At 50.5% G+C, this 13,574-nt stretch carries 14 protein-coding genes; 7 read left to right on the top strand and 7 right to left on the bottom strand.

What is annotated here, in order from left to right:
* The first annotated feature begins 111 nt into the window (after positions 1–111).
* A complete protein-coding gene (locus EL645_RS18125; protein WP_126551807.1) occupies positions 112–1,131 on the top strand; it encodes an alpha/beta hydrolase in 1,020 nt (339 codons plus the stop codon).
* Here the strand turns inward: EL645_RS18125 and EL645_RS18130 are convergent.
* A complete protein-coding gene (locus tag EL645_RS18130) occupies positions 1,124–2,059 on the bottom strand; it encodes a ribonuclease Z (protein WP_126551808.1) in 936 nt (311 codons plus the stop codon). The two genes, EL645_RS18125 and EL645_RS18130, sit on opposite strands and share 8 nt — an antisense overlap.
* A 302-nt stretch (positions 2,060–2,361) precedes the next feature.
* On the opposite strand from EL645_RS18130, the gene EL645_RS18135 reads away from it, so the two are divergent.
* The 3 genes from EL645_RS18135 (at position 2,362) to mutM (ending at position 5,145) form a co-directional block, all read left to right on the top strand.
* Complete coding sequence (locus EL645_RS18135; RefSeq protein ID WP_136625235.1) at positions 2,362–3,339, top strand: hypothetical protein; 978 nt, start codon at positions 2,362–2,364, stop codon at positions 3,337–3,339.
* An 81-nt stretch (positions 3,340–3,420) separates the two neighbouring features.
* On the top strand, positions 3,421–4,068 hold the full coding sequence (locus tag EL645_RS18140; RefSeq protein ID WP_126551810.1) for a DUF3267 domain-containing protein: 648 nt from the start codon (positions 3,421–3,423) through the stop codon (positions 4,066–4,068).
* A 123-nt stretch (positions 4,069–4,191) separates the two neighbouring features.
* The gene (mutM, locus tag EL645_RS18145) at positions 4,192–5,145 is read left to right on the top strand and encodes a DNA-formamidopyrimidine glycosylase (protein WP_126551811.1); all 954 of its coding nucleotides are present in this window, start codon (positions 4,192–4,194) and stop codon (positions 5,143–5,145) included.
* A 45-nt stretch (positions 5,146–5,190) separates the two neighbouring features.
* On the opposite strand, the gene EL645_RS18150 is transcribed toward mutM, so the two are convergent.
* Positions 5,191–5,661, bottom strand: coding sequence for a hypothetical protein (locus EL645_RS18150; protein WP_126551812.1), 471 nt, complete (start codon positions 5,659–5,661; stop codon positions 5,191–5,193).
* A gap of 348 nt (positions 5,662–6,009) precedes the next feature.
* Here EL645_RS18150 and EL645_RS18155 point away from each other — a divergent pair, with 348 nt between their 5' ends.
* From EL645_RS18155 to EL645_RS18165, 3 genes are all read left to right on the top strand, one after another.
* The gene (locus EL645_RS18155; protein WP_246035309.1) at positions 6,010–7,224 is read left to right on the top strand and encodes an ISAs1 family transposase; all 1,215 of its coding nucleotides are present in this window, start codon (positions 6,010–6,012) and stop codon (positions 7,222–7,224) included.
* A 128-nt stretch (positions 7,225–7,352) separates the two neighbouring features.
* Entirely contained in the window at positions 7,353–8,225 is an 873-nt protein-coding gene (gene larB, locus EL645_RS18160; RefSeq protein ID WP_246035398.1) for a nickel pincer cofactor biosynthesis protein LarB, read from the top strand.
* Positions 8,226–8,316: 91 nt separating this feature from the next.
* Entirely contained in the window at positions 8,317–8,589 is a 273-nt protein-coding gene (locus tag EL645_RS18165) for a KGG domain-containing protein (RefSeq protein WP_126551813.1), read from the top strand.
* Positions 8,590–8,811: 222 nt separating this feature from the next.
* On the opposite strand, the gene ftsZ is transcribed toward EL645_RS18165, so the two are convergent.
* From ftsZ to dgoD, 5 genes are all read right to left on the bottom strand, one after another.
* On the bottom strand, positions 8,812–10,374 hold the full coding sequence (ftsZ, locus tag EL645_RS18170; RefSeq protein ID WP_218031910.1) for a cell division protein FtsZ: 1,563 nt from the start codon (positions 10,372–10,374) through the stop codon (positions 8,812–8,814).
* Between the two features lie 439 nt (positions 10,375–10,813).
* Positions 10,814–10,939, bottom strand: a complete 126-nt coding sequence (locus EL645_RS44300) for a hypothetical protein (protein ID WP_281276323.1) — start codon at positions 10,937–10,939, stop codon at positions 10,814–10,816.
* Positions 10,940–11,040: 101 nt separating this feature from the next.
* Complete coding sequence (locus EL645_RS18175) at positions 11,041–11,478, bottom strand: response regulator (protein ID WP_126551814.1); 438 nt, start codon at positions 11,476–11,478, stop codon at positions 11,041–11,043.
* A 156-nt stretch (positions 11,479–11,634) separates the two neighbouring features.
* The gene (locus tag EL645_RS18180; RefSeq protein ID WP_126551815.1) at positions 11,635–12,222 is read right to left on the bottom strand and encodes an LOG family protein; all 588 of its coding nucleotides are present in this window, start codon (positions 12,220–12,222) and stop codon (positions 11,635–11,637) included.
* A 148-nt stretch (positions 12,223–12,370) separates the two neighbouring features.
* Positions 12,371–13,519 carry a galactonate dehydratase gene (gene dgoD, locus EL645_RS18185; protein ID WP_126551816.1) on the bottom strand — a complete coding sequence of 383 codons (1,149 nt, stop codon included), beginning with the start codon at positions 13,517–13,519 and terminating at the stop codon, positions 12,371–12,373.
* Between the last annotated feature and the right edge of the window lie 55 nt (positions 13,520–13,574).

The raw sequence follows: 13,574 nt of genomic DNA on the forward strand, positions 1-13,574 counted from the left end.
AGTAGTTATATAATTGGGATGATGATGTGTAGATAGCGGGCATATAACGTGGGAGAAATTTGTTCTAATATATACAGTAAATTTTTTATATTAGAAAGGTTGTGGATTTCTATGTTCAAATTGTCGAACGTACGACGTCCCCGCCCTTCATTGAAGAGCTTTTTATGGGGAAGTTTAGGGGGAAGTGCAGGAATTCTGGCGGTTATTCTTGGGGTCGGTATCTATATCGTTGAAACATTGATACGACCGAAGCGCCTGGCCACATTTGCACTTTACACATTTAGTCCTTTCGAGTTAGGGATTCCCGCAGAGGATGTGACATTTCCTTCTTTGCACAACGACCATCAGGTCAACGGCTGGTACGTTCCTCATCCTGATGCTACCACGACCATTATTGTGTCTCCTGGCTATCGAGGAAGCCGCTCAGATGTCCTGGGTTTATGTGCTTTATTATGGAAGGCTGGCCATAATGTCCTGGTCTTTGAATACTATGGGCATGGGACTGTCGTAGGCATGCCAGTGACCCTCGGCTATCGCGAGATCAATGATTTTCTGGGCGCTGTGGCTTATGCCAAACAACGCTCCCCCGATACGCGATTTGGGGCCGTGGGTTATTCTATGGGTGCGGCCGTCTCAATTATGGGTACGGCACGTTCTCCTGAGATCGAGGCTCTGGTGGCCGACAGCGCGTTTGCAACCCATCGTCGCGTAGTTGAGTATGCGGTGCGCCGAACCTTGCATCTTCCCTTCATCATCTTTGATTGGGTAACGGACCTGATGCTCTGGCTACGTGCTGGCTATCATTTTAATCAGGTTGAACCCTTGCGTGATATCGGGCGCATTGCTCCGCGACCAGTGATGATTATTCATGGTATGAAAGATACCATCGTTGATCCTCACGATGCTCCCCTTCTATACCAGGCTGCGGCTGAGCCAAAGGAGCTCTGGTTGATACAGAATGTTGAGCATTGTGGAGCATACTTTTCTGATCGAGCGGAATATATGCGCAGAGTGACGGCATTTTTTGATCTTTATCTCAAGCAACTACCTCCAGTGATGCAGGACAGTGAGGATAGCGAGGTCATTACCGAACCTGAGGTAAAGTCACATCCGCTCTCCGAGGCTAGTTAGCAGTTGGAGCATTTACCAGTTCATCAGAAAAATCTAGCGAAATGACCATACCCTCTTTCGCGGCACGTGTTCTCTCAAAGACGGCACGCGCCGCTTTCTCTGCCTGGCGGGTATCATGGATTTTAGGACTGAAATGGGTCAACACTAATTCATGAGCCCCGGCGGCCCGCGCGATCCCCGCGCTCTCTGTAGCCAGCATATGGGAGTTGCTTTTGGCCAATGGCAGATCCTCCGGATTATCATACATACTTTCACAGATCAATAGATCCACATCTCTGGCCAACGCAGTCAGCTGCTGTGTTGGGCGCGTATCAGTGATATAGGCAAATGAGATCCCACGTCGTGGTGGACCCAATACCTGTTCTGGCAGAATGGTCTGGCCTTGATGCTCTACCGTCTCTCCATGCTGTAAGTGCGACCATAACTGGACTGGTAGACCGAGTTCCTGGGCCTTTGCCGCCTGGAAGGCTGGTCGACGTGCCAGTTCAACCCGGTAGGCCAGGCAAGGGATGCCATGGTTGGCGGGAGCACTGGTCGCTTGCAGACCACCCGGTAATGAAAACTCTTCCTGTCCTTTGAGTTCATGGATCAAAATGGGATAAGGCAATTCTGGAGCGATGCGTCTCAGGCCTTCAATTATATAGCCTGTACCTGCGGGACCATAAATGTGTAGCGGTTCAGTACGCCCGGCATGTGCGACCATGAACAGGACGCCTGGTAAGCCAGCGACATGGTCCGCGTGCATATGCGATAAGCAGATCGCCCCCAATTGACGAAAGCCCCAACCCAGAGATTTCCAGGGAATCTGTGTGCCCTCGCCGCAGTCGAATAACGTGAGTGTTGAACCATTGCGTACCAGCGCACAGGAGAGCCAGCGCCCGGGCAGAGGCATCATACCACAGGTACCTAATATACAAATATCAATCATCGCTTATCCTTTTTATCTTGCTCACTGCTTATACCGCAGGTGGGTTTACAAGGTATTTCAGTTTTTATCGCGCGTCCAGGCGGTGTTTCCAAATGCTTTTCAATAGCATATCATGGATGGGTGTTAGAGCCAAAGCCAGGAACGTATGCCGATCTTGTAATCCCATACAAGCGAGCATTAAACATTTATTATCGCTTCATGTAGATTTTTTGACATTTTTAACCTCGTCTGCTATGATGAGGGGCAGCGAATAGCAACTCTTGATCGTCCCTGAGTTTTAAAAAGAAAACATGGAGGACGCCATGGATTGGCGCGAGTTTCTAGGCAGTATTATCAGCAATACGGCTGAACGTGATCGCATCGCCACTGAAATCGGAGTGCATGCGGTAACCTTGAATCGCTGGGTAAGTGGTGAGTCTTCTCCTCGTCCTCATAATATGCGTCAACTGTTGCGTGCCATCCCTAAACAGCAACGTAGCCAGTTACAGACTCTGCTAGAGAAATATTCATCAGATGTCTCTGATTTTGAGATTGATATTTCCGAGCAGGAAATCCCTTATAAGTTTATCATGGAAGTATTAGATGCCAGGGCGAGCATCCCCGACCTGTTGCGTTTCTGGTCAATTACACGGTTAGTGTTGCAACAGGCGCTACGGCAACTGGACCCTGAAGGCGTAGGCATGGCTATAACCGTGGTACGTTGTATGCCACCACGTGATGAAAAAATACGAAGTTTGCGTGAGAGTGTTGGCCTGGGGACGCCCCCATGGGGTGGAGATCTAGAAGAGAAAGCATTGCTGCTAGGAGCAGAGTCACTGGCTGGCCATGTTACCGTCTCATGTCGCCTGGAACACATTGGGGATCTACAGGCAAACAAGACATTTCTGCCAGCATATCAGGTTGAACATGAAGTCAGCGCGGTGGCCTGTCCTATTATGCATGCCTGTCGCGTTGCTGGATGCCTGCTACTCTCAAGTACCCAGGTTGATTACTTTGCTCCGGAAGCGCGACTATCCCTGGTTCGTGGCTATACTAATCTGGTCTCGCTGGCCTTTAATCCGGATGAATTTTATGATCCCGAAAAGATTGCCCTGCACATCATGCCACCTCCGGGACGGCAAAAAGAATTTTTTGATGGTTTCCGTCAGCGTGTGCTGCGGCGGATGCAAGATTCCTCACGATCTGAAAAGCGGCTCGCCAGTCCGGAGGCGGAACAACTGGAATGGCAGGAAATAGAAGAGTCATTGCTCAACCTGCCACCTGAAATCAAAATCCACTAAATTTTTGTCTCTCGCACTTCTCTGTCTGTCCCCGATGTGGATGTGATATGATAGTGGAGAAGCGAGGGGAATATATTTTTTATGGCACTATTCTTGATCGATCGATTTCATGCCCGGCAGAGGGATGAACAACAGCTTTTAATTGATAGTGGTCACCTGGAAAAGAAAGAAGAACTGGCCTTACTTGAAGGTGAGCAGCTGCGTCCATTGGCCGTGTTGAGTCTACAGATGTTTATCTGGGGTGGGCTCTTTTTCGTCATCCTGAACCTATTATCCTACCACTGGCATTATCAGCTCTGGCTGGCTCCACTCACCCCTCTCAGTGTGATCAGCTGGATTATTCTCAATGTGATTGGTTACCTGCTCATCCTCTGTGTGCATGAATTGATTCATGGCGCTGTCTTTGCCTTATGGGGAGGGCAGCCACACTTTGGCGCCAAACTACCCCTTGCCCTCTACTGTGGAGCGCGCCAGCAACTCTTTCGGCGCAATCACTACCTCGCCGTTGGCCTGGCCCCATTGATTGTGTTAACCCTATTAGGAATCCTCGTCACCATATTTTATCCTGGCCCCGCTTCCTATCTCTTGCTAGCTTTCGCCGGCAACTTCTCAGGAGCCGCCGGCGATGTTGTGGTTGCCCAACGTGTGGCACGCCTATCCAATAGCGTGCTGATTGAAGATACCGAAGTTGGCTATACCGCCTGGGAGTTAGCGGAGCAGCCATCTTAAGGGGCAAGACTTGACGAAATGTGGATTGAATACTAAGCTGTAAATGCACTTTGTTGGTATATTTGTAGCCAGGCCTTGATCCAGCGAAGGTTGAGGCTTTATAGATATAGAAATTGTACACTTATGCCAGAACTACCTGAAGTTGAATATACCGCGCGCCAATTGCGCGCTTCTGTCGTGGGGGCGACCATCCGGGAGGCATACGTCTTCTGGGAGCGCACCATCAGCTATCCTCCCGTTCCTGATTTTCTTGTCGAGGTAGCCGGCCGCCGCATTGAAAGTGTGCGCAGGCGTGGCAAGTATTTGCTGGTTGATCTGAGTGGCGATGTCTTTCTCTCCATTCATCGACGTATGACTGGCAATTTCCTGTTGCTACCAGCGGGCTGGGAACTGGATACCAGTCTGCGCGAGCAGGATCGTGCGGCCTGGTATACCAAAGGTCCTACTTTTCGCGCAGGTGGTGAAGAGGGTTCAGCTTACAACTCTGAAATGAAGTATTGCCGGGTCTGTTTTGTTTTTGAGGATGGACGCTGCCTGCTCTTTACTGATCCAAGAAAATTTGGCAAAATTGGTCTATGGCCACAGGAGCGTGAGCAAGAAGCACTCAAAGGACTGGGACCAGAGCCCCTGGGAGCTGATTTTTCGGTTGAGCGCTTTAGCGCCGCCCTGAAAGGCCGTAGAACCGGCATTAAACAGGTGCTGTTGGATCAGACCGTTGTCGCAGGCGTGGGCAATATTTATGCTGATGAAGCGTTATTTTATGCCCATATTCATCCCTTGCGCCGGGCGGATAGCCTGACGCCAGAGGAGATACAAGTATTACACACGGGTATCATCTCGGTATTAACCCTGGGCATTGAGCATGGGGGGACATCGTTTAACGATTATCGGGATCTCTGGGGAGAGGCCGGCGACAACTTTAACCATGTGCACGTCTATCATCAGGAAGGCAAGCCCTGTAGTCGGTGTGGCACAATCATCGAGCGTATGGTGATTGCTCAGAGGAGTGCGCACTTCTGTCCGGGCTGTCAACAAGCGCCTGCCCAGCCAGGGGACATCGTGACCAGCGTCCCCTGATTGAATGTGATGGCTGTAAATCCCCGGACTCTGTCTGTCCTGTTCTTATTGTGGCGTAAAGAAAGCCGGGGTGCAGGCAACCGTTTTGCCGTCGACGTTAAATGAGACATCGACGGTGGCGGCGGTCATGCGAGGCTGTTGACCCTGAAGTTGCAGTACAAAGCTGACATAGCCGCCGCTATCGCTGACCGGAGCCTGGTCCAGATTGAGATCGCCATAGGCGAAATGGGCAGTTGCCTGGGCGGATGCACCGGGTACAGGCTTGACATTTTGGGTCAAACGGGCATAGATAGTAATGACACCATAGGTGTTGGGATTATTAGCGGACGACCAGGCTCCACAAAGATATTTCGATAACTTTGGGATGGCTGGTATTCCTTTTTGAAAAGACTTATTAATAGTCACTGTCGGCTGTGCCTTTGGTTGGTTCACAGCAATAGTGGGTCCGCATGCGGACAAAGTAACCAGGAGTGTCAGGAGCAAAGCGCTCATTAAAAATAGTGACGTTTTTTTCATAGCACTCTAAATGAATTTTCTACGTTCTACTTGAATAAGAAACGACAACGCATAATGATTGGGTGATGCGGCCTCACCGCGTCACAGAGATAGATATAGCGGGCTCCCCCTGGGATCACATACAGTATATCATAGCTGTGATAGCCAACTAGGCCATACGTCCTGGTATCATTATCTGCGACCATGCATAGTCACAACCAACAGTACTGCAAATGTAGGAAAAACAACGAATAGCCACTTATGAGTAAGAATGTGCTCAGGGCTTCGCAAAAGTCCGGGGAGGTGAAAAAGAAGAGTCAATCCAGTAGAATGAAAAAAAAATCAAGGTCATTCGAGGAAAGACTCTGCATGGAATATAGCACACTGAAAACGGAAAGCAAGACCATTCAAGAAGTAAGCCCATCGCATCTGCGTTCGTTGTACGACATCTGTGCGCAGATCCCTGATCAGCGGGCAGCCCGAGGGAAGCAATATGCGTTAGCGGACGTGCTCATCGTGCTGATCCTGGCCAAACTGGCTGGGATGAAAAGCCTGTTGGGAGCCAGCGATTGGGCGCGAGACCAAGGAGAGAGGCTGCGCGAGCAGTTGAACGTGAAGTGGAAGCGTATGCCGTGTGCCAATACGTACAAATATGCGCTCGCTCGGTTGGAGAGCCAGCAGATCAATGAACGATTTCGAGATTGGTTGCTACGGCAGGAGGCAGAAAGCCGATGTGGTGACGAACCCAGTCGTCTCGCGATGCTGGCAGAGCAGCGCGCTGTTCATGTGGCCATTGATGGCAAAGTGTTGCGGGGAACCGGTCAGCAGAGCTATGGAGGAGAAAAGCCGCAGAGGCATGTGTTGCATGTGTATGAAGTGCAAACAGGAATTGTCTTGCATCAGTGTCCAATTGCCGACAAGCAGAATGAAGTCAGTGCCCTCAAGCCGCTGTTGACCGAAGTGCTCTGCAAAGGGCGCATTTTCACCGTCGATGCTGCTCAAAGTTATCATGCGTTTGGACGCATGGTAAAACGGGCAGGAGGAGAGGTGATTCTGATCATCAAAGACAATACGCCCGTGACTCGAGAGGATCTGGAACTCTTTTTCGAAGATCCACACGCTGATCGAAGCACCTGGCACTCCTATGAACAGGTCGAAAAAGGTCATGGCCGACTGGAGCGGCGCCACCTGCTCACCTCACCGGACCTCAACGAGTTTCTGGATCGAGAATGGGGAGAAGTTGGGCAGGTCTTTCGATTACAACGGGAACGCAAGACGGCAGAGAAAAGGAGCGTAGAGGTCGTGTACGGATTGACGACCTTGAGCCGAGAACAGTGTTCGATCCAGCGGCTTTTCCGCCTCATCCGCGACCACTGGGCGGTGGAAAATCGTCTCCATGGGCGCCGTGATGTGACGTTGGGAGAAGACCGATGTGGCGTTCGCGTTCCTCCTGTCGCTCAAATGCTTGCCGTACTCAACTCGCTCGTGCTCTCCTTGATGGATATGCATCAGGTTTCCAATGTGGCTCGTCAAATCCGGCGATTTGCATCTCACCCAGAGGAGGCCCTTGCTTGGTTACTCTGACTTTTGCGAAGCCCTGAGAATGTGCTACCGTTGGCTTGCTGAATAAGTTGGACTGTGTTACACTGTGACTGGTTGTAGGATGCAGATGACTAATCATTGTGCACTGATCGATTTGAGGTATTACTTTTGTGAATCACGAAATTGATAGACAATTCGAACTCTTTAATCAGTTGCTCGGGGAAGAACCATTCGGGCACAACGCACTTCATATGGGAAAAACTGAGCAAGGATCTGAGTTTGTCAGTTCTAATCATCCCGATGACGCACAGTTGCAACCAGCGAAAGATGCACAGACTGAACCCTCTTCTGCCATCCATACTCGTCCTGATCCTGGACGCGAGCAGCGGAAAGGTGCTCCCGAAGTCATTTTAGGGGCAACCAAAGAGACGGCGCAGATTATTTCAATGGCGCATGGCCTCTTAGCCGGGACCGGGCGTGCGATCATCAGTCGCTTGCGCCCCGACTCGGTACTTCCTCTCCAGAAAGAGTTTCAAGCCTACACTGTTCGTACGCTTGCGGCGGCTCGTGCTATGGCGATTTACCGCCCTGATTATGTGCGTAAAAAGACCGGCGGTCATGTTGGTGTGATCAGTGCCGGAACATCAGATATTCCAGTAGCGGAAGAAGCGGGACTCATCGCGGAAGAGATGGGTTGCCAGGTCACAACTATCTATGATGTAGGGGTCGCAGGGCTTCATCGCTTGTTTGGGCCATTGCGTGAACTGCTCTCAAATGAGGTGGATGTGATTATCGTTGCTGCGGGTATGGATGGAGCTTTACCTTCAGTTATCGCAGGGCTGGTGCCAGTTCCAGTTATTGGGTTACCAACGTCGATTGGCTATGGTCTAGGCGGCAATGGGGTTGCCGCATTGCTTTCGATGTTGCAAACGTGTGCGCCAGGACTTTCAGTCGTCAATATCGATAACGGTGTTGGCGCTGGTATCACAGCGGCGCTGGTTGCTAATCGTGTGGCGCAGGCGCGTGAACATCAGTCGCAGTAGGGAAGCAGCGAGATGTTCTGAATGTAGAATGTCTCACCGCTAATATGTTGGGTAAACGTGGGTACGAAGTTTAAGAGAGGCGGGACTTTCTATGGCAAACAATAAACGTGGCCCCGAACCGGGATCACAAAAAGCCAAGCATGGTGGCCAAGCTGTACGCGAGAAATATGGTCCGGAATTCTACTCGAAGATAGGTAAGAAGGGTGGCGAGACGGTGAAAGAGAAACGCGGTCCACAATTCTACGCTGAGATTGGGAAGAAGGGCGGAGAGTCAACCAAGCGTCAGCAAGGTTCTGAATTCTACTCACGGATTGGGAAGAAGGGCGGCGAACGTGGCCGCACAGCCTCAGATAGCCAGGAATAAGTAGCTGATGTTTTTTTCTCTCTTTATTAGGGCCGGCAAGGCTGTTACTATTGCATGGTCTCTAATGATGAGAGGAGCATTGCATTAACATTCGGGTTGTTTCCCAGTCGTAACAAGACCGCATCCCGTTGCCGTTTTATCCCTCTGGTGAAATTACTATACGGGATGCGGTCTTCAATTTTGCCTCTTTCTCCCACTGGAGTGCCTTTGCGCTACCCCTTTTTACTCATCATAGCGTTTAATAAAAGGTGGTGGATCGATGGGAGCATCATTGCCAGCTGTAGGGTAATAGCGAGGTCCCCGTTCCTGTCTCTGTCCCATTCCACGAATACCGCGCAGATCATTTAAGCTGCGCTGCTGGCGTTCTGATTGATCAGGATGAGCCGGTCGTAGCGAAGGCGGCATCTGCGTGGGCGGGGGCGCTACCGGTTGACCGGGCGACTGAAGCGGTGGTGCTGTACGGGGTAGAGGAGGAGGCAACGGTGTTTGTCCGGTACGCCTGATTCCCTGTCCTGGATATGTTGGTGCTGTCGTCGGTCTATTCTGTGAAGGTATGCCACGATTAGAGGAAGTCTGGTAGCCGCGTGATGCATCAACCCGTGCCCCATGCATATTTTCCATGCCAGCCGCGATCAGGGTTACCCGAATAGTATCAGTAAGGGTAGGATCAATGACGGCGCCAAAGATAATATCCGCCGCATCGTCGATGGAAGCTCCAATACGCTCAGCCACCTCATTGACCTCAAAGAGGGTCATATCTTCGCCACCGCTGATATTAAACAACACGCGCTTAGCACCACGGATGGTCACATTCAGGAAGCCACCGGCAACAGCCTCTTCGGCTGCAATCTGAGCTCGATTGCGGCCCGTTCCCTGCCCGATACTCATCAAGGCCGTTCCCGCCTCCAGGAGTACACTACGGACATCCGCGAAATCGACATTAATCATACCAGGCACATTAATGACTTCCGCAATGCCCTGGACACCCTGGCGCAGAACATCGTCCGCAACTTTAAAGGCATCGGTCAGATTACGATCGCGGGCCACGGTATTGAGCAGGCGATCGTTAGGAATGGTGATCAGTGCATCAATTTCAGCGCTTAATTCGGCCATACCTTGTTCCGCAATACGCCTACGGCGTGAGCCCTCGAAAGTAAATGGTAAGGTCACGATGCCCACCGTCAGCGCCCCTAGTTTCTTCGCGATCGAAGCTACCACTGGAGCTGCTCCCGTGCCGGTTCCTCCTCCCATGCCAGCTGCGATAAAAACGAGATCAGCGTCTCCCAGGGCTGCGCGGATCTCCGCGGTACTTTCCGTGGCCGCACGCATACCGACAGCGGCATTACCGCCGGCCCCCAGGCCCTTGGTATGGTGTTGACCCAGACAGATACGATCGGGCGCCTCGCACAGAGCCAGTACCTGAGCATCGGTATTCATCGCCACAAAGCGCACACCGCGCACATTTGTATGGATCATGCGATTAATGGCATTCATACCACCGCCACCGACGCCAACCACAACAATATCGACATGGTGCGGGGCCTCTTCGGGAGCCTCAAAATCAAAGGGGGCTTGAGGAGAAAGGGCATCTCCATCGGTGTAGCGTTGATCCCAGCTGGATGGCACATGTTCAGCATCAGCTGGCATATCCTCCGCTACCTCATGACGAAGAATCGCCCATTGATCTTCTTGTCCTTCATACACGTCTGGTGTTTGTCTGGCCTGGTTAGCCCATGGTTCCGAGGCCATGTTACGTTTATATGCATCATTTGACATTGGCTGCATGCACACCCCCATTTCCTCTCATCGAAATAGGCGGATCCTTATGCTCTAGAGCGTACCGCCCATCTTCTCAGTGTTTTTTTCGAGGCTGGTCAGGTTCAGGCCTGAAGTTTTCTCCTCAAGCAACAAAAAATATATGCCTGGTTATGCTGGTTATATCTGCTTGAGGACATAATACAGGCCCCGCCTTTGAGCGGGGGGTACCTGACGTAATAAAAGCATTCCATCCGCATTGTAACAAGAGTGTCAAGTATGTATTGGGGAGTATCCTCATGCCACTATGGTCGCTTGCCTCTTATATTGAATAACGAATCAAACCGGAAAAGTGATATTAAATAGTGCCTTTCCAGGCCACAAAAAAGCCCTGGTGAAAAGAATGTACGCAGATAGAGCAAAAAAGCGTATCATTATAACCTCTTATTCACCAGAGCTAGCGAGCAACCTATTCCTTCTTGAGTGAGAGCGAGCTTCCCGATTTAGAAGCTTTTTTCTCACGCTGAGCTTCTTTTTTCTGCTTATTTGACTTAGGAGCTGCTTTTTGCACCTTCTTCTGTTCTTTATTTGCCACGATAAGTACCCTCCTGAACTGTTTGCCTAGTCCATAGACACGATCTATGGGATATCCTTATTGTATCAAAAACTGCAGATGAGGTGTTAGCGCGGCAATCTTTAGGGATAATTGTACTGTTCTTGCAGTCGTTTCTCCTCGAAGGTAGCCAGTGCATGGGTGATCATACGAATCACACTACCTATATCCATTGGTTTGCGAATTTGATAGATGCCACGTTGTTCTAACTCTTTTACCGGTAAGGTGGCACTCATCATAATCGCGGGCACGCCCCGTGTCTCTTCTTCTGCCTGAAGGCGATCATAGAGCTCCAAACCGTTTAATTTGGGCAAGCGATAATCCAGCAACATCAGGCAGGGTCGAATCCCGGGGGCTTGTTCCAGTGCAGTCTGACCATTATCAATTACTGTTGTATGGTAAGGTGTCTCCTCTTCAATCAACTGTTGCAGAAATTGAGCAATATCTGCATCATCTTCAACTATTAAAATGGTTGTGTTCCGTGGGCCAAGAGCCGCTGGCGGAATGACTTCTCGTGGCATGATGAACTCCTTTTCCGCATGCGATAGCTAAGATGCGAATATAATGTTATACCTTAATGTAACGGTTGTCGGGCAAAATTAGTGACGTGCGAAAGATACAATTACAAAGACTTGCTGCCATCTTCCTTATTTTTATTCTACCCACTACTCTCTTAACTATCTTTCTGGCGGAAGCTCTGTCCATTTTGCTTGCTGCGGTGGTGGTGTATAGGATGTTATGGCATCGAGTAACGCCGCAGGTTTCTCATAATGGAGCAGAAGCTGGGTATGAAATGGACTAATAAAACCTTCTTGTGATGCATGTTTTATCAAATTGAGCAAAGGCGTGAAAAAATGAGCTACATCCAGCAAACCGATTGGCTTGCTATGAATGCCGATCTGGGCCCAGGTCGTGATCTCAAAGAGTTCATCAAAGGTCCCGAAGCCACCGGGAAGAGCAATAAATGCGTCCGAGAGATCGGCCATCAATGCTTTGCGCTCATGCATACTATTTACGGTATACAATTTTGTTATATTTTCATGGGCAACTTCACGCTGAAAAAGTCCTTCTGGTAGAACCCCGGTGACCTCGCCGCCAGCTGCCATGGTCGCGTCTGCAATAGCGCCCATTAAGCCGAGGCGACCTCCTCCATAGACCAGTCCTATGTTGCGAGCGGCCAACTCCCGTCCAAGCTCTTGTGCTACCTCGGTAAACGCGGGCCGAACGCCCGGATTTGATCCCGCAAAAACACAGATACGACTCATCCAGACATCCTTTTGATATCAATAGAAAAAATATAGTAATAGATTTCTTATTGTACTGTATCTCAACCCAATCTGAAAGTTCTTTGGACTTAATGGTAATGGTTATATAATCCTCGCCAGAACTGGTCGCCACTACCTCTACTCCTTGTTACCATTCTGTGATAGAACCGTCGACATTGCGCCAGACGGGGTTATGCCATTGATGACCAGCGCTGGCCGCTTCACGGACTCGTGCTTCATTGATTTCAACCCCCAGGCCTGGTTTGGTAGGCCTGGCGACAAAACCATTTTCATACTTGAAAACAGTCGGGTCCACCAGATAATCCAGCAGGTCGGTATGCTGATTATAATGGATTTCCAGGGATTGCTCCTGAATAAAAGCGTTCGGGGTACAGAAATCGAGTTGCAGGGAAGATGCCAGGGTCAGAGGGCCTAACGGACAGTGCGGTGCAACCGCGACATCGAAGGCCTCCGCCATCGCCGCGATCTTACGACCCTCCCAGATGCCGCCAGTATGGCTCAGGTCTGGTTGAATAATATCCACCGCCCCACTGGTCAGTAACGATTTGAAGCCCCAGCGTGTATAGAGCCGTTCACCCGTCGCAATAGGCGTGCTGGTATGCCGGGCCAGCTCAAGCAAGGCTTCATTATTTTCAGGTAAGACCGGCTCCTCAATGAACAAGAGCTTGTATGGCTCTAATTCTTTAGCCAGCACTTTGGCCATTCCACGATGCAGGCGACCATGAAAATCAACGGCCAGGCCGATGCCATTACCGACCGCTTCGCGTACCGCTGCGATGCGCTCGACCGCCTCCTGTACTTTCAAGGCCGAATCAATCCATTCAAAGTCAGCCGTTGCATTCATTTTTAGTGCTGTATAGCCAGCCGCTACACGTTGTTTCGCATGTTCCGCTGCCTCTACGGCTTTATCGCCCCCGATCCAGGAATAGACACGCATCTTATCGCGAACGGCTCCACCCAGCAGATCGTAGACAGGTACGCCCAGGCTCTTGCCTTTGATATCCCAGAGCGCCTGATCAATACCCGAAATCGCACTTGTCAGAACTGGTCCTCCACGGTAAAAGCCGCTCCGATAGAGCGTTTGCCAGATATCTTCAATGTGCGAGGCATCCTGCCCGATCAGGTAGTCACCCATCTCGGTCACGGCGCTCTTTACCGTATCGGCCCTGCCTTCCACAACTGGTTCGCCCCAACCCTCCAGGCCATCGTCGGTCGTAATTTTTAAAAAGAGCCAGCGCGGCGGAATTTTAAATAATTCTAATTTCGCAATTTTCATTAGCTTCTCTCCGTACAGTATCCATTGTAAGAGTGTGACTGCTCCTCATGATCGC

It is taken from the genome of Dictyobacter kobayashii (assembly GCF_003967555.1).
Classification (GTDB): Bacteria; Chloroflexota; Ktedonobacteria; order Ktedonobacterales; family Ktedonobacteraceae; genus Dictyobacter; species Dictyobacter kobayashii.

Coding starts and splice junctions, on each gene's coding strand:
- EL645_RS18125 (WP_126551807.1), top strand. CDS start 112: ATGTTCAAATTGTCGAACGTACGACGTCCCCGCCCTTCATTGAAGAGC.
- EL645_RS18130 (WP_126551808.1), bottom strand. CDS start 2,059: ATGATTGATATTTGTATATTAGGTACCTGTGGTATGATGCCTCTGCCC.
- EL645_RS18135 (WP_136625235.1), top strand. CDS start 2,362: ATGGATTGGCGCGAGTTTCTAGGCAGTATTATCAGCAATACGGCTGAA.
- EL645_RS18140 (WP_126551810.1), top strand. CDS start 3,421: ATGGCACTATTCTTGATCGATCGATTTCATGCCCGGCAGAGGGATGAA.
- mutM (WP_126551811.1), top strand. CDS start 4,192: ATGCCAGAACTACCTGAAGTTGAATATACCGCGCGCCAATTGCGCGCT.
- EL645_RS18150 (WP_126551812.1), bottom strand. CDS start 5,661: ATGAAAAAAACGTCACTATTTTTAATGAGCGCTTTGCTCCTGACACTC.
- EL645_RS18155 (WP_246035309.1), top strand. CDS start 6,010: ATGGAATATAGCACACTGAAAACGGAAAGCAAGACCATTCAAGAAGTA.
- EL645_RS18165 (WP_126551813.1), top strand. CDS start 8,317: ATGGCAAACAATAAACGTGGCCCCGAACCGGGATCACAAAAAGCCAAG.
- ftsZ (WP_218031910.1), bottom strand. CDS start 10,374: ATGCAGCCAATGTCAAATGATGCATATAAACGTAACATGGCCTCGGAA.
- EL645_RS18175 (WP_126551814.1), bottom strand. CDS start 11,478: ATGCCACGAGAAGTCATTCCGCCAGCGGCTCTTGGCCCACGGAACACA.
- EL645_RS18180 (WP_126551815.1), bottom strand. CDS start 12,222: ATGAGTCGTATCTGTGTTTTTGCGGGATCAAATCCGGGCGTTCGGCCC.
- dgoD (WP_126551816.1), bottom strand. CDS start 13,519: ATGAAAATTGCGAAATTAGAATTATTTAAAATTCCGCCGCGCTGGCTC.